This is a genomic window from Actinomadura sp. NEAU-AAG7 (assembly GCF_018603865.1).
In the GTDB taxonomy this organism is placed as follows: domain Bacteria; phylum Actinomycetota; class Actinomycetes; order Streptosporangiales; family Streptosporangiaceae; genus Spirillospora; species Spirillospora litoris.
In genome coordinates this window covers 536,128-550,431 of record NZ_JAHFZY010000006.1, presented here as the reverse complement: position 1 = coordinate 550,431, position 14,304 = coordinate 536,128, and the positions used below count along the sequence as shown (strand labels likewise).

General features: G+C 69.5%; 17 protein-coding genes and 1 pseudogene. 10 read left to right on the top strand and 8 right to left on the bottom strand.

Annotation, left to right across the window (positions count from 1 at the left end; all coding sequences use genetic code 11):
* The first annotated feature begins 51 nt into the window (after window positions 1-51).
* Window positions 52-540, top strand: a complete 489-nt coding sequence (locus KLI87_RS28985; RefSeq protein ID WP_214619477.1) for a pyridoxamine 5'-phosphate oxidase family protein — start codon at window positions 52-54, stop codon at window positions 538-540.
* A gap of 163 nt (window positions 541-703) precedes the next feature.
* Here KLI87_RS28985 and KLI87_RS28980 read toward each other — a convergent pair.
* The 5 genes and pseudogenes from KLI87_RS28980 to KLI87_RS28965 form a co-directional block, all read right to left on the bottom strand.
* Window positions 704-1,009: pseudogene (locus tag KLI87_RS28980) on the bottom strand (recombinase family protein); the annotation flags it as partial.
* 348 nt (window positions 1,010-1,357) lie between these two features.
* The gene (locus KLI87_RS41915) at window positions 1,358-1,564 is read right to left on the bottom strand and encodes a S1 RNA-binding domain-containing protein (protein WP_374225488.1); all 207 of its coding nucleotides are present in this window, start codon (window positions 1,562-1,564) and stop codon (window positions 1,358-1,360) included.
* Between the two features lie 40 nt (window positions 1,565-1,604).
* Window positions 1,605-1,733 carry a S1 RNA-binding domain-containing protein gene (locus tag KLI87_RS40450; protein ID WP_250904309.1) on the bottom strand — a complete coding sequence of 43 codons (129 nt, stop codon included), beginning with the start codon at window positions 1,731-1,733 and terminating at the stop codon, window positions 1,605-1,607.
* Window positions 1,734-1,787: 54 nt separating this feature from the next.
* Entirely contained in the window at window positions 1,788-2,078 is a 291-nt protein-coding gene (locus KLI87_RS40445; protein ID WP_250904308.1) for a hypothetical protein, read from the bottom strand.
* A gap of 190 nt (window positions 2,079-2,268) precedes the next feature.
* Entirely contained in the window at window positions 2,269-2,913 is a 645-nt protein-coding gene (locus KLI87_RS28965; RefSeq protein ID WP_308166273.1) for a recombinase family protein, read from the bottom strand.
* Window positions 2,914-3,044: 131 nt separating this feature from the next.
* Between KLI87_RS28965 and KLI87_RS28960 the strand changes: the two genes are divergently transcribed.
* On the top strand, window positions 3,045-4,280 hold the full coding sequence (locus tag KLI87_RS28960; protein ID WP_214619474.1) for an epoxide hydrolase family protein: 1,236 nt from the start codon (window positions 3,045-3,047) through the stop codon (window positions 4,278-4,280).
* A 727-nt stretch (window positions 4,281-5,007) separates the two neighbouring features.
* Here KLI87_RS28960 and KLI87_RS28955 read toward each other — a convergent pair.
* Window positions 5,008-6,201: a hypothetical protein gene (locus KLI87_RS28955; protein WP_214619473.1), complete on the bottom strand. Its 1,194-nt coding sequence runs from the start codon at window positions 6,199-6,201 to the stop codon at window positions 5,008-5,010.
* Window positions 6,202-6,472: 271 nt separating this feature from the next.
* Between KLI87_RS28955 and KLI87_RS28950 the strand changes: the two genes are divergently transcribed.
* Window positions 6,473-7,591: a tyrosine-type recombinase/integrase gene (locus KLI87_RS28950; RefSeq protein WP_214619472.1), complete on the top strand. Its 1,119-nt coding sequence runs from the start codon at window positions 6,473-6,475 to the stop codon at window positions 7,589-7,591.
* A gap of 148 nt (window positions 7,592-7,739) precedes the next feature.
* On the opposite strand, the gene KLI87_RS28945 is transcribed toward KLI87_RS28950, so the two are convergent.
* Window positions 7,740-8,642, bottom strand: coding sequence for a LysR substrate-binding domain-containing protein (locus tag KLI87_RS28945; protein ID WP_214619471.1), 903 nt, complete (start codon window positions 8,640-8,642; stop codon window positions 7,740-7,742).
* A gap of 188 nt (window positions 8,643-8,830) precedes the next feature.
* Here KLI87_RS28945 and KLI87_RS28940 point away from each other — a divergent pair, with 188 nt between their 5' ends.
* The 6 genes from KLI87_RS28940 (at window position 8,831) to KLI87_RS28915 (ending at window position 12,895) form a co-directional block, all read left to right on the top strand.
* On the top strand, window positions 8,831-9,136 hold the full coding sequence (locus KLI87_RS28940) for a DUF1330 domain-containing protein (protein WP_214619470.1): 306 nt from the start codon (window positions 8,831-8,833) through the stop codon (window positions 9,134-9,136).
* Window positions 9,137-9,544: 408 nt separating this feature from the next.
* Window positions 9,545-10,420, top strand: coding sequence for an SDR family NAD(P)-dependent oxidoreductase (locus tag KLI87_RS28935; RefSeq protein WP_214619469.1), 876 nt, complete (start codon window positions 9,545-9,547; stop codon window positions 10,418-10,420).
* A 9-nt stretch (window positions 10,421-10,429) separates the two neighbouring features.
* The gene (locus KLI87_RS28930) at window positions 10,430-10,915 is read left to right on the top strand and encodes a MerR family transcriptional regulator (RefSeq protein ID WP_156216416.1); all 486 of its coding nucleotides are present in this window, start codon (window positions 10,430-10,432) and stop codon (window positions 10,913-10,915) included.
* A 286-nt stretch (window positions 10,916-11,201) separates the two neighbouring features.
* Window positions 11,202-11,552 carry a helix-turn-helix transcriptional regulator gene (locus KLI87_RS28925; RefSeq protein WP_214619468.1) on the top strand — a complete coding sequence of 117 codons (351 nt, stop codon included), beginning with the start codon at window positions 11,202-11,204 and terminating at the stop codon, window positions 11,550-11,552.
* A gap of 2 nt (window positions 11,553-11,554) precedes the next feature.
* Complete coding sequence (locus tag KLI87_RS28920; protein ID WP_214619467.1) at window positions 11,555-12,079, top strand: SRPBCC domain-containing protein; 525 nt, start codon at window positions 11,555-11,557, stop codon at window positions 12,077-12,079.
* Window positions 12,080-12,085: 6 nt separating this feature from the next.
* Entirely contained in the window at window positions 12,086-12,895 is an 810-nt protein-coding gene (locus KLI87_RS28915; RefSeq protein ID WP_214619466.1) for an alpha/beta fold hydrolase, read from the top strand.
* Window positions 12,896-13,012: 117 nt separating this feature from the next.
* Here KLI87_RS28915 and KLI87_RS28910 read toward each other — a convergent pair whose 3' ends face one another.
* Complete coding sequence (locus tag KLI87_RS28910) at window positions 13,013-13,477, bottom strand: DUF6194 family protein (protein WP_214619465.1); 465 nt, start codon at window positions 13,475-13,477, stop codon at window positions 13,013-13,015.
* A gap of 87 nt (window positions 13,478-13,564) precedes the next feature.
* Between KLI87_RS28910 and KLI87_RS28905 the strand changes: the two genes are divergently transcribed.
* The gene (locus KLI87_RS28905; protein ID WP_214619464.1) at window positions 13,565-14,266 is read left to right on the top strand and encodes a MerR family transcriptional regulator; all 702 of its coding nucleotides are present in this window, start codon (window positions 13,565-13,567) and stop codon (window positions 14,264-14,266) included.
* Window positions 14,267-14,304 lie beyond the last annotated feature (38 nt).

The window sequence follows — 14,304 nt, the reverse complement described above, 5'->3', positions numbered from 1 at the left end:
GTACAGCCGCCAACAGGCGGAGAACTTTCGCCCACGTGAAGGAGGATCGTCGTGCACACTGACGAAGAACTCACCTCAATCCCGGTCCCGCGCAGCCTGGCCGAGCGGCGGGCCCATGCTCGAAACCGGCTCGAAACCGGCTCCCAGATGTGGCTGGCCACCGGCAGCGACGGCCATGGTGCGCATCTGATCCCCGTGGCCTATGCCTGGGACGGCTCGGCCCTGTTTACCGCGACCTTCGCGAAGAGCCGCACTGTCGCCAACATCAAAGCCCACCCACAAGCGCGGGTCGCTCTCGGCGACACCACCGACGTCATCATGATCGACACCAGCGCGTCGCTGATCGACGTCCCCGACATCGACGCCGGCATCGCCGAGCACTACGCCAAAGTCTCCACAGATCCCCGCACCCACCCGGAGGGCATTTTCCTCTACCTACGCCTGCACCCCAGGCGCATCCAAGTCTGGAACGGCTTTCACGAATTCGTCGGGCGCACGGTCATGCGGGATGGCCGATGGCTGGATACCCCAGTCGACTGAAGCGGTCTCAGACTGGCGCGCGCCCGCCCCCCGGGATGGATGATCCATCTCGGGGGCGGCAGGCCGATGCGATCACCCTGCCTGCCGCCCATCCCCACTCTCTGGCTGGTTCGGTCGAGGTAGCGGTGCAACGAGGTCTTGGGGATGCCGGTCTCGGCGGCGATCACGCCGAGGGAGTCGCCCTGGGATTTGAGGAGCCGGGCGTATTCGATCTTGTCTTCGGGGTGGGCGATCTGGCGGCCGGAGGTTCGGCGACGGCGCGGGCATGGCTGGCGCACCCGGCGGTGAAGGTGCTCTCCATCTCGGCGAACAGGGCGAGCAGCAAGAAGGCGATGCGACCCATGCCCTGGTGGGCGGTGCTGATGGGAAGCGGGCCGGCGAGTGACCGTATGCCGATACCCTTCTCGGCCAGGTTGAGGACCTCGCGCAGGTTGCGGCCGATCCGGTCCAGGGTGTGCACGACGATCGTGTCGCCGGACCGGGCTTAGGCCAGGAGCCGGTTCATGCCGTCGCGGTCGACGGCGGGCCGCTCTTCTTGTCGACGTAGATCCGCTCATCGCAGATCCCGGCGGCGGCCAGGACGGCCAGTCGGCGGTCGAAGGGACTGCTTGGTGGTGGAGACCCGGGCGTAGCCGAGTTCGAGCCCGCCCTGAGGATGCTGATTCCCGGTTCCCATCCCCGAATCGCACCGTAAGTCAGCTCCGTACGGGTCCTTTCGGAACGCACTTGTGGAACGGATGGCGTGCGGACGGGGTCAGTTCCGTAGTGGCCTGCACGGATGTCCGTACTCCTGTGGACACTGGTCAGTACTCGGTGCTCAGCGCGCAAGGGTGAGTCCGATCCTGCGCCGCGTGACGTCCACCTGAGCGATCTTCACGGTGAGGACATCTCCGATCTCCGCGGTCCGCTCGCCTGGTTCGGAGTTGTGCAGGAGTCCCTCGAAGCCGTGTTCGTCGTCTTCGACGCGGACGAAGACGCCGAAGGGGACGGCCTTGGTGACGGGGCCGGTGACGGTCCGGCCGATCCGCTGCCGGAGCTCGACCAGCGGGTCGTCCTGGAGCGCTTTAAGAGAGCGGCACCCGTCGGCGCTCGATGTCGACGTCGAGGACCTCGGCGGTGATCTGCTGGCCGACGCTGACGACGTCGGAGGAGTGGCTGATGGGCCGCCAAGAGAGCTCGGGGATATTGATCATCGCGGCGAAGCTCGCAGGAAGGCTAGTTCCCTCTGGCTGACGGACTCGGTCATGTCACTGGCCTCCGGATGTACTGACCGGGTTGGTTGTACCAGCCGCCTCAAGGAGCCGGGCCACCGTCAACAGGTCGCGGGTGCGGAAGTACTCTGCTTGGTCGTCGCGCCACAGGGCGGGCTGTAGACGGGCCGTGAGCTGATCGATGCAGTGAATCAGCAGCCGCTGCTGAGCGGATGTCAGGCGGCCGCCCGCATCAAGGCACACCTGCACGAATTCACACAGCTCCTGCGAGGGCTTGTCGTCATCGGCGATCAGGGCCGCGAGTCGTTGCCGGTGCCAGAAGCGCACGGCGTGCAGCGCCGCCTCCTGGCGTGCTCCGTACCAGTGTGTGGGGGTGTACGGGTTGGGCTCGCTGGGGTGGGGGCTCCGCTGGCCAGTCCGCTTGGCCTGCCGGCGGGCGGCCGCGTAGGTCCGTTGCTCGGCATGCCAGGCGGAACGGCTGACCTCCAGGACGGCCAGGGCTCGTAGCAGGGCGGCCTCATCTGTGCGGAACGGCCCGGCTTTGGCCTGCAGGAAACTCAGCGTCGCCTGGAAACCGATCGGCCGGTAGAGCTGTACACAGGAGCGAAGCGCCGATACGCGCCGCCCATACGGCAAGGCGGGGTCGCGCACCTTGCGGGCGAAATTGCCGAAACTCATCTGGCCGCATCACGAATCCGCTCCAGCGCCCGATACACCGTCGCCCGCCCAACAGAGACACCTCCATCAGCTCGGCGATGGTGTGGTCGCCGGTGCCGTGCATGCGCACCAGCTCGGCCTGCTGCCGGGCGGTGAGCTTGGGGGCGCGGCCTTTGAGCTTGCCGCGGGTGCGCATCTTCAAAAGGTCGGCCTCGAACTCGGCGAAGACGGCGCGCATGTTGAAGAACATCGTGCTCATGGGGTCGGCGGGGTCGTAGATGCTGCCGCCCAGCGACAGCCGCACTTCGCGGACGACCAGGGTGTCGCCGGCGCGGACGGCAGCCGGGGCCTGGTCCAGGCCCAGCCGTTCCCGGTTGGTGCCGGTGAGTCCCTTGTCGAGATAGATCCGGTCGTCGTGGACGCCGAGACCGGTCAGGATCTCTGTCTGGGCGGTGAGGTCGTGGAACTCGGTCGAGCATCGGGCGTAGCCGATCAGTTCTCCCACCCGCGCAGCGTACTGTTTAGCCCCCCGTCACCAAACACTTTCGCTGACCACCCTGGAAATGGCCCGGCTCGCCGCCCAACCATCCAACGGGCCGACGGCACCGCTTCACCCACCCGGTAAGGAACCACGCCATGACCACCCTGCAGTCCTTTCCCCTGGAGCCCACTCCGATCCACGTGTCCGACGAGGTCCTCGATGACCTGCGTGCCCGTCTCAGGCTGACCCGTCCGCCGCTGGATGAGGGGAATGAAGACTGGTTCTACGGCGTCCCGGACGGCTATCTCCGTGAGCTGGTCGCCTACTGGCAGGACGGCTACGACTGGCGCAAGGCCGAGGCCGCCATCAACGCCTACGAGCACTACCAGGTGAGCGTCGCCGGGGTCCCGGTGCACTTCATGCGCAAGCCCGGCCGCGGCCCTCGCCCGATCCCGTTGATCCTCACCCACGGCTGGCCGTGGACATTCTGGCACTGGTCGAAGGTGGTCGACCCGCTCGCCGACCCGGCCGCGTTCGGCGGCGACCCCGCCGACGCGTTCGACGTCATCGTGCCGTCCCTGCCCGGCTTCGGTTTCCCCGGCCCGCTCACCGGCTTTCCCGACGTCAACTTCTGGAAGATCGCCGACCTCTGGCACACCCTGATGACCGAGACCCTGGGATACGAGAAGTACGCCGCCGGGGGCTGCGACATCGGCGGGCTCGTCTCCAGCCAGCTCGGCCACAAGTACGCCGACGAGCTGTACGGCATCCACATTGCCTCCGGGCTGCCGCTCGACTTCTTCACCGGCCCCCGCGCCTGGGACCTCGCCCAGGGCCGGCCCCTCACCGACGACCAGCCCGCCGAGGTCCGCGCCCGCATCATCGAGCGGGACCGCCGCTCGGCGTCCCACCTCGCCGTGCACATGCTCGACGGCGCCACCCTGGCCCACGGGCTCAGCGACTCACCCGCCGGGCTACTCGCCTGGCTGCTGGAGCGCTGGAACGCCTGGAGCGACAACGGCGGCGACCTTGAGTCCGTCTTCACCAAGGACGACATGCTCACCCACGCCACGATCTACTGGGCGAACAACTCCATCGCCACATCGATTCGCTACTACGCCAACGCCAACCGCTACCCCTGGACCCCCGCCCACGACCGCACCCCGGTCGTACAGGCCCCGGTCGGCCTCACCTTCGTCACCTACGAGAACCCGCCCGGCATCGACACCGCCGACGAGCGCGTCCGCGCGTTCAAGTCCAGCCCGCAAGCCGATTGGTGCAACCACGTCAACGTCAATGCTCACGACCACGGCGGCCACTTCATCCCCTGGGAGATCCCCGACGCTTGGGTGAGCGACCTGCGCCGCACCTTCCACGGCCGCAGGTCCTGAACGACCCGGCGCGCTCGTCGGGCGCCGGGCCAGGTGAACGTCGCCTCGCGAGGTCGTTGCGGGCTGACCGGCCCGCACCGACCGCCACGCCGTGTGCTTGGGCTGACCTCCCTGGGGGAATCCACGCGCCACCACTCCTTGCGGCAGCCAGGCCATGCCCACCGCGGCACCCGTTCCGTCAGCGGTCCTCTCCAGAGCAACAGCAAGCTCCGGCCATCAGCAGCGGGTCCCGCATTGCCCGCTGCTCAGCAGCCTGCACAACGAGTCCCACAGCCGCTGGCCGACCGCCCCTCGCACCGAGCCCACCAGTCAGGCCAGCGTCCACGCCCGCGCGTCCATGCACTCCCGCAGATCCCCGGTGACCTCGGCGAGGTCCCCCCATCTCTCGTCCTGCCGTATCTCCCCGGCATGCGTGCGGGCCGTGCCGTCAGCACGACGGATCAGCGTTCACCAACTGCTCCGCCGGACCTGCCGCAGGTCGGGCGTGAACCGGCCCAAGAACCGCACGGCCTCTCCCGGATCAGTTCCCGGTCCGCGTCCGCCATGAGGACCAGCCGTTCCAGCTCGGCACCCGGCGGCGCCACCGACCGTCCGCCCCAGCGCCCTCCGAGATCGACAACAGCGGGCCACGAGGGCTGGAGGCGTCAATCACATGGGTCAATCCTCCAGACGCGCACGAGTTCGCGGAGATGTTCCTCAAGCCTCTTTCCTGGTCGCCGCTCAGGCTTCAAACCCCGGGCCGGTCCGAAGGGTGTCGTGAGGCGGCCTGCTGTTCGGCGGTAACGGCGCGTTCGCGTTGCGCGTCGGCCTCGGCGCGGGCTGCGGCGCGATCGCGTTCCAATGCCTGGAGTTGGGCGCGGTGTCCGGCCTGGGTTACGGCCAGGTCGGTGCGGGCCTGATCGCGTTCCCCACGCATGCGTTCGGCCGCCTCTTCGGCATCCAACTGCCGGGAGCGGGCCTGGCCGACCTCACGCTCGGCCGCTTCGCGGGCGGTTCGCAGGTCCTGGACGCCCTGCCGGCGGACGGCGTCGGTCTGCTGCTCGGCGTGTTCCAACCGCGTGGTGAGGTCGCCGATCACCGCGTCCTTCTCGGTGAGGGCTTGACGGGTGGCTGCCAGGTCGGCGGTCGATGCCTCCAGCCGGGCGGCTCGATCATCGCGCTCGTCCCGTACGCGCCCCAACTCGCCTTGGACCCGCCGCAGGTGCGCCTCGGTCTCGGCGAGGCGGCGCCTGGTCTCCTCCAGTGCGGCGCGGGCCTGGTTCCCGCTCTTGATGGCCTCGGTGGTCTCCTGCTCGGCCTTGGCCCGGGCGACCTGCTCGGCGGCCGCGGCGCGTTCTGCCAGGCGGGTCCGCTCGGCGGCCTCGGCGGCGCGCTCGTCGGCCTGCCGGACGGCGTCGCGGGCTGCGTCGGCCTGGTCGCGGGCGGTCTGCTCGCGGCGTTCGGCGGACCTGCGGGCATTGTCGGCCTCGGTCACGGCGTCACGGGCCTGAGCGATCTCGTTTTCAAGCTCGCTGTTGCGCGCGGCCAGAGTCTCTTTGAGTTCGGTGAGGGCTTCGGCGTGCTTCTCGTCGCGGTCGGCGGTCTCGCGCAGCAGCCGCGCGTGGGCGCGGCGGGCCGCCTCCTCCCGGTCGGTCCATGCGATGAGCGTTTGCAGCGGCTGGGCGAGGGCGGCTCCGACGGCCGAGTCACGGGCCCGCCGCGCGGCCTCCTTGCAGTCCTGCCCGCCGGGTCCCTCCCCGCTGCGGTGGTACTCGCGGCGTCGGCCGGTACCCGCGGGCGCGGGGAGCGGTTCCTGGCACTGCTTGCACCGCCCGTACGGAGCATCCGGATCCGGTGCGGCGCCAGGCGCGGTGACCACCTCGTCCGCGAGCTGGACACCGGACGGGACGTTGACCGAGGCCCGATCAGGTTCGGAGCGCATGATCACTACTCTAGGGGATGTTTCGCGAAACCGCGATCAGGTTTCAGGGTTTCGCGAAACCTATTTCGGCCTCAGCATCTGGTTGGGGTTAATGCAGACTTAACCCCAACCAGATTCAAGATCATCGGCTAGGCTCGTGGAACCTGCGCCGTCGCCTCAGGAGGGTTGATCATGCGAGCAGTGTCACGGGACGACGGCGTGCCGCGACCTGTGCCGGGTCGCCACCGGATCTCCTAACCACCATCTGCGTTCATCACGGAGACCACCAGCCATGTCCACTCTCGGCGACAACCGCGAGCCTCTCGCCATGCAGACCGCCGTCGGGACGTCCGCGGTCATCCCTCCGATCGAGCAACCGGTAGATCCGGACCATGGTCTGTCGCCCGCCGCAGCCGCACGCGTCATGGCCGGGCTGGCCGACAACACCAGCAGGGCCTACACGCGACACTGGGCCACCTTCACTCGCTGGTGCGAGCTGACAGGCCGGACCGCGCTGCCCGCCACCCGGGAGACGCTTGCGGAGTACATGCATCACCTGACCGGCACCACCACCCAGTACGGCCGCCCGCCCGCCCCCTCGACCATCGACGCGATGCTCAGCTGCGTGCAGTCGGCGCACAAGCTCGCCGGACACGACTGCGACGCCCGGCTGGCCCGCATGGCGCTGCGCGCCTACCGCAGGGAGCGCGCCAGCGATCCCGATCCGGCGCGCCGCTACCGGGCCCGCCGCGCCCCGGAGATCGACCTCGGCGGGCTCCGCGCCATGATCGACGCGATCGGCTCGGCCGCGGAGGCGCACCGGATCAGCCCGCTGCGCGCCGAGCGCGACCAGGCCGTCCTCGTCCTCGGCTTCGCCATGATGGGCCGCCGCTCGGAAGTCGCCGCCCTGGACATCGAGGATCTGACGTTCACCGGGCGCGGCCTGATCGTCGGCGTGCGGCGATCCAAGTCCGACCAGGACGCGATCGGCCGAGAGGTGATCCTCAAACCAGGACGCCGTCCGCAGACCGACCCGGTCGCCCTGCTCCGCAGCTGGGTGGCCACATTGGACGCGCACGGCATCACCAGCGGCCCGCTGCTACGCGGCATCGACAGGCACGACCACCTGGCCGGTACGTCCGGCTATGCCGGTCGCGGCGCCGGCCGGATCAGCGACGAGACGCTCAACACGATCGTGCGCGACGCTGCCCGGCGCGCCGACCTGGACGACGCCGCCAGGTACACCTTCCACGGGCTGCGCGCCGGAGCGGCCACCGCCGCCGCAGAGTCCGGTGCGGCCCCCTCCACCATCCAGGAGCACGGCCGCTGGAACAGCCTGGCGATGGTGTTCCGCTACTGGCGGCGCGGCTCGGCATGGGCCAACAACGCCCTGGACGACGTAGGGCTTTGACCAGGCCCTTTCTCCTGAAACTACGCCGAGGCGGCGTGGGCGTGCTCGACGGCTACGAGGTCCGTCTCGCGCTTGGGCCGGACCTGTGCACCTCCGAGGGAGCCCCCAGGGCATTTCCGCGAGGGTCTTGCAGACGTCCGTTTACGCGTCAGTCCGGCAGCCAGTGCAGCTCGTGCGCCAGGCTCTTGGCGGCGGCGCGGATGCGGCGGTGAAGGGGCGACTGCTCGCGCGGGAGGACCAGGTGGAACGTCAAGCTGGGCGCGCCCCGCAGCGGTCGCCAGGTGAGACCGGCCGGTGATGCCGTGGCCGCGGATTCCCCGGCCGGGGCGAGCGTGACCCCATCGCGCAGGTCGCGCTGAGACATGTCGAAGGAGACAGCGGCCGTGTGGAATCGGGGGCGTGGTCGGGTGTCCTGGAACAGTGCGGACAGCTGATCGTGGACCACGGGGTTGGCCGTACGGTCCGGGAGTCGCAGTGGATAGGCGGCCGCGTCGGCGATCTCGATCTCGGGGTGTTCGGCCAACGGATGGTGTTGCGACAGCTGGACACCGATGCGCTGACGCCGCAGCAGGAACCGGCGCACCCCACGGCCCGGCTGTTCACCTCGGGTGATCCCGGCATCAATGCGGCCGTCGGCGACCGCAAGGGAGATCTCCGGTGTCGCCATCGGGACGGCGCCGACCTCAACTCCGCTGTTGCCGCGCATCAGCCTGTCCACCAGGGCCGGTGCCGTCTCTGCCCCGGCGCTGAGGCTGTATCCGATGCGCAGCGTGCCCAGTTCACCGGCCGCCGCGCTCCGGGCGGCGTCCCAGGCCCGGTCCAGCGCCGCCAGCGCGGGCGGCGCGGACTCCGCCAAAGCCGTACCGGCCGTGGTCAATGCGACGCTACGCGTGTTGCGGACCAGTAGGGCCGTACCGAGTTCCGCCTCCAACCGGCGCATCCGGGCGCTGAGTGCGGGCTGTGCGATACCGATCCGTGCGGCCGCGCGGGTGAAGTTCAACTCCTGCGCCAGAACAAGGAAGTACCGCAGGCTCACCGTGTCCGGCGCCACGTGGCCTCCCTGCCGATTGATAACGATCCGTTCTTAGTCTATCGCGTACCGGTCTTTCCCTCGACCGTCCATCAAGCTCTAACCTGCGCATATGACGATTCAACCGAGCGCAGCACCCATCGCAGGGACCGATCGGCCTGAGTGTCGATTCGAAGTCGGACATGGTCGGCCGAACGCAGGAGGTTTCCATGGCTAAGGGCTACTGGGTCAGTGTCTACCCCGCCATTTCCGACCCGGAGGAGCTGGCCGCCTACGACGAACTGGCCGGGGCGGCTGTCCAGGCTGGGGGCGGGCGCCTCCTGTCCCTCCTCCCGGCAAATGGCGGTCGAATCGTCGCCCACGAGGCCGGTACCACGCAACGCGTCGTCCTGATCGAGTTCGACAGCTTCGAACAGGCCGTCGCGGCATACGAGAGCGAGGCGTACCAGAAGGCGCTGGTGGCCCTCCCCGACGGCTTCGAGCGCGACTTCCGCATCATCGAAGGCATCGACTGACCGGCGTGCCCAGCCATCGCTGAGCGTCCGTCACCAGAGGGCAACCGGGAGCGCCGAGCTCGACACGGCCCTTCTCCGCCTGGTCGCGGTGCTCGGCGCCGCCCGCGTGCAGCTCCCACGGCCGCAACACCAGCGCGACGCTCATCGGCTGCCGCTGATGGTGGACTCCGGGCCCGCTCCCGATCGTGTCTCCGGCTGCCAGGTACTCCCGTTTAGGGCTGGTAGCACGGGCTAGGCGGGGCTGGAGACTCCAGGGTTCGCGGGGGGACTGGAGGATCCTCAGCGAACCTGGGGCGACGTTGGTCCGTGGGGGGCGTATTCGGTCCTGGGCGCGGGGACGAGGGACGATGTGGGGTGCCGGACGATCCGCTTGCGTTTGAGCGCGCTCGAACTCCTAGCGTCGTCGGCATGACAGCTCAATCTGGAACTCAGCGGACATGGATCATCACCGGTGCGTCGGCGGGCTTCGGCCGCGCCATCGCCGAGTGCGCGGTCGGGCGGGGCGACAACGTGGTGCTGGCCGTGCGGCGGCCCCTGTCGGTGGCCGACCTCGCGGACGCCCACCGCGACCAGGTGCTGGTCGCCGAGCTCGACGTGCGCGACACCGGGCGCGCCGGGGACGTCGTGCAGTCTGCGGTCGACCGGTTCGGCCGGGTGGACGTGCTGGTGAACAACGCCGGTCGCGGCGTCGTCGGCGCTGCCGAGGAGGTCGGCGCAGAGGAGCTTCGCGCGTCTTTGGAACTGCACCTGCTGGGTCCGGCGGCGCTCGTGCGGGCCGTCCTGCCGTACTTTCGCGAGCAGGGGTCGGGCACGATCGTGCAGATGAGCAGCCAGGGCGGGCGCACCTCCTTCCCCGGCGTCGGCGCGTACTCGGCAGGCAAGTTCGCGCTCGAAGGCTGGTCGGAGGCGCTGGCCGGCGAGGTCGCGCCGTTCGGGGTCCGGGTGATGATCGTCGAGCCGAGCCGGTTCCGCACCTCGTTCAACGCGCCCGACGTGCTCGGGGTCGCCGACGCCAGCGCCGCGTACAACGGGCTGCTGGAAGCCGTCCGCAACGACATGGCGAGCGCCGACGGGATCCAGGAAGGCGATCCAGTGCGGGCCGCGGAGATCATCGTGGACCTGGTCGGCGGTGACGAGCTGCCGCTGCGCCTTCCGCTCGGGCGGGAGGCGGTCGAGCGCATCGGAAGGTCCTACCGGCGGAACCTGGAGGAGCTCGAACGCTGGGCTCCTACCGCGCGTGCCGCCGACTTCCCCGGAGCCTCCGCGTCCGCCCGGCCGATCTAGAGTGGTGTCATGGCCACGGACGATCTGATGTCGAGGGCGCTCGCCGCCCTCGACGAGGTCGACGGCCCGATGTCGGTCGAGGTGATCCACCGCCTCGTCGACGTCGGCGCCGCCAACGAACCCATGACCATCACGGAGGTCGCCGACCTGCTCGACATGTCGCCGCACACGCTGCGCTACTACGAGCGGATCGGGCTGGTCGAGGTGGCCCGCGACGCCAGCGGCCACCGCAGCTACGACGCGGCGGCGGTACGGAGACTGGTGTTCCTGACCCGCATGCGCCTGTCCGGGATGGCCATGCGCGACCTTCAGCACTACATGCGGCTGGCCGACGAGGGCGACGACACCGTCCCCGAGCGACTTGACCTCCTGCTCGAACACCGCGACACGATCCGCCGGCAGCTCAAGGAGCTGACCCTGTCGCTGGCGGCGACGGAATACAAGATCGCCACCTACGGCGGCCGAACCGGCCCGGCGTCCGGGGGAGAGGGCTGACCCGCCGGCGCCGAACCGCGCCGCATGGGTCTGCGGCGTCCGGCGCCGACCGGGGAGCGTTGAAACCGATCGCCTTCTCGGCCTTACGCTCTGCCCGCGTGTTGCTCCGTCCTTGGCCGTGGACGGTTCTCACGGCGACCGCACCGCATCTGCCGGCAACCCTGTAGGCAGGACTCGCGCACGATCCGGTCCATCCGTCCGGCGACTCGATCTTCAGACGCCCGCAGCTCTGAGTCAACTCGAATATGCACTTGTGTATATATACACACTGATGTATGTTCGAGGGGTGGTCAACAGTGTGCAACAGCGGTTGACGGCGATCTCGGAGCCGAATCGGTTCCGGATCGTCGAGTTGCTCAAGGACGGCCCGCTGCCGGTGGGCGGAATCGTCGACGCGCTGGGCCTGGGCCAGCCGCAGGTGTCCCGGCATCTGCGGCTGCTCGCCGAGGCGGGTGTGGTCGAGGTGACCAAACGGGCGCAGCAGCGGATCTACCGGCTGAACACCGGGTCGATGCGCGAGTTGGGCGACTGGGTGCAGGGATTCGCCGTCCTGTGGTCGGAACGGATGGACCGTCTCGGCTCCTTCCTCGAAGACGGCGACCGGGTACCCGACGAGACGGGCCAGGAAGGAACTTGAGGATGGCCGAGGGCATCGTGATCGACGAGGCGAGCAACACCGTGCGCATCAGGCGCACCTACACCGCCGGCGTCGACCGTGTCTGGTGGGCCTGGACGGACGCCGAGGCGATCAGCCGCTGGTGGGGTCCGCAGGGCTGGGCCACGACCGTCTATGAGATGGACGTGCGGCCGGGCGGACGCTGGCGGTTCCAGATCGCGCCGGAGGACCGATCCGCCGACCCGGTCCGCAGCGTCGCCAGCTACCAGGTGGTCGACGCGCGTGCCGAGCTGCGCTACGACGCCGCTTTCGCCGACCAGGGGTGGCGGCCCGACGACACGGGCACCTTTCCGACCGCGGTGGCCTTCGCCTCGACCGGGACCGGCTGCGCCGTCGAGGTCGCGGCGAGCTTTCCCGACGGCCACGCGCTGCGGCGGGCCGTTGAGCTCCAGATGGCCGAGGGATACGCCGAGGCTCTCGGACGACTCGCCGACCTGCTGGACGACATCGACGGCGATCACGCCGGCGCACCAACAACCAAGGAGTAACTCGATATGTCCGGCCTTCCCACCGTCGCCTCCGCCGACGGAACGACGATCGCCTACGAGAAGACCGGTTCGGGTCCCGCGATCATCGTGATCAGCAACGTCGCCGAGGACCACACCGGTGTCGCCGGCCTGGCCGCGGCGCTGTCCGAACATTTCACCGTGATCAGCTTCGACCGCCGCGGTCGCGGCGCCAGCGGCGACCCGCAGCCCTACGACCCGGCGCGCGAGATCGACGACATCGCCGCGCTGATCGATGTCGCCGGCGGCTCGGCGGCCCTGGCCAGCGGATCCGGTGCCTGCGGGCTCGCCCTCGACGCCGCCGACGCGCTGGGCGGCAAGGTGACCGGGCTCTATCTGTATGAGCCGCCGTTCATCGTCGATGAATCCCGGACTCCGGCGCCCGCCGACTACCTCGAACACCAGCAGGCGTTGGTCGCGGCGGGCCGGCGTGGCGAGGCCGTCGAGTACTTCATGACCGAGATGGTCGGTGTCCCGGCCGAGTTCATCCCGGCGATGAAGCAGGACCCGTCCTGGGACGCGATGGCCGAGTACGCCCACACCTATGCCTACGACGGCCAGATCCTGCGCGGCCTCCAAGACGGCAGACCGCTGCCCGCCGACCGCTGGTCGATCGACGCCCCGGTCGCAGTGGCCGTCGGCGGCAACGGCGAGGCGTTCATCCGCGAGGGCGCCCACGCATTGGCCAAGATCCTGCCGGACGTCACCGTGCTGACCCTGCCCGACCAGGACCATTCCGCGTTCTGGATGGCACCCGAACCGGTCGCCCGGCAAGTACGCACGTTTCTGCAAGGCTGACGACCACTGCCCACACGTTCGTGCGAAGCCATCAGCCGGTGGACGGCTCCAGTTGTCCACCGGCACTGGCCACTACGGGGCCGAACCCTTCGGAGTAGAGGGAAGACCGTGGATCCCTCATCCAGCACGTCGCTCATGGCGTGAGCGTGCGAGCTGGTACGCGGTACGCAGCAGTTCACGGGTCGGGGCTTCAGTGCGCCCGCCCGGGTTCACCACTGCCAGCCAGCCGGCGGTGCCGTAGACGGGGTGCGCGATCACGGTGTCGGTGGCGCTCGGGTCGGACCCGGCGGAGGCCGCCTCGCGTGGTGCGTGACCGGTCCACTGGACGAACGCCTCCTTCCCGGCGGCGATGTTCACGCGGAAGGTGTCCGGCCGGTCCAGACGCGACGCCTCGTCGTCGGGGTAGTTCTTGGTCACGACGGTCGCGAAAGGTTGAGTCGTCACCGGGGTGGTCCCGTCAGGCGCGTAGTAGAAGAACGTGTCGCCCCAGCTGATCTCCGGCGTCCCGTCGCCGGGCGCGGGCCTGAGGGTCAGGACGCCGTCCAGCCCGTCCACGAAGCCGATGATCTCCTCGATGGTCATGTGCTCTAGCGTTGCATTGAAGTGCATGTGGAGACTTTGACGCGGAGGCAAGGGGGTGCCGGTATGCCAAGTCTCAAATCGGGCGGTATGCGGACCGCTGATGTCGCACGGCGCGCCGGGTACTCCGTCCAGCAGGTTCGCAACCTTGAGCGGGACGGTGTGCTCCCACCCGCGACGCGGACGGCCACGGGCTACCGGATCTACGGAGAGGTGCACCTGCACTCAGCACTGGCCTACCGGGCCCTCGCGGCGGGGGCGGGACCGAGTGAGGCAAAGAAGATCGTCCGGGCCTTCCACGAGCGCCCCCTCTCACAGGCACTCGCCCTTCTCGACGCGGCGCACGCACGGCTCGATGTGGAACGCGTGGAACTGAGGCAGGCCGAGGAGGCCGCCGAGGCGATCTCCAGCGAACCGATCGAGGACGTGCACGCGTCGGACTCGATGAGCGTCTCCGAACTCGCCGCCGCCCTCGGCGTGCGCCCTTCGACGTTGCGGCACTGGCACGCGGAGGAACTCGTCGTTCCGGACCGCGACCCCGTGCGCGGAACGCGGCGATACACGCCGGCCCAGGTGCGGGACGCGCGGATCGTCCACCAGCTGCGCAAGGCCGGATACCGCATCCCGCCCCTTCGAGCGATCATGCCGGAGCTGCGGCGCACCCGCCGTTCGCGGGACGTCGCCACCGCGCTGGCCGCCAGGGACGCCGGCATCACCGCTCGGTCGAGGGCCCTCCTCGACGGCGCCACCGCACTCGGCGCCGTGCTCTCCGTTCACAGCCGAACGGCCTGATCTGGGATCGCGGGGGAGCGCCTCTCACCGGTCGACTC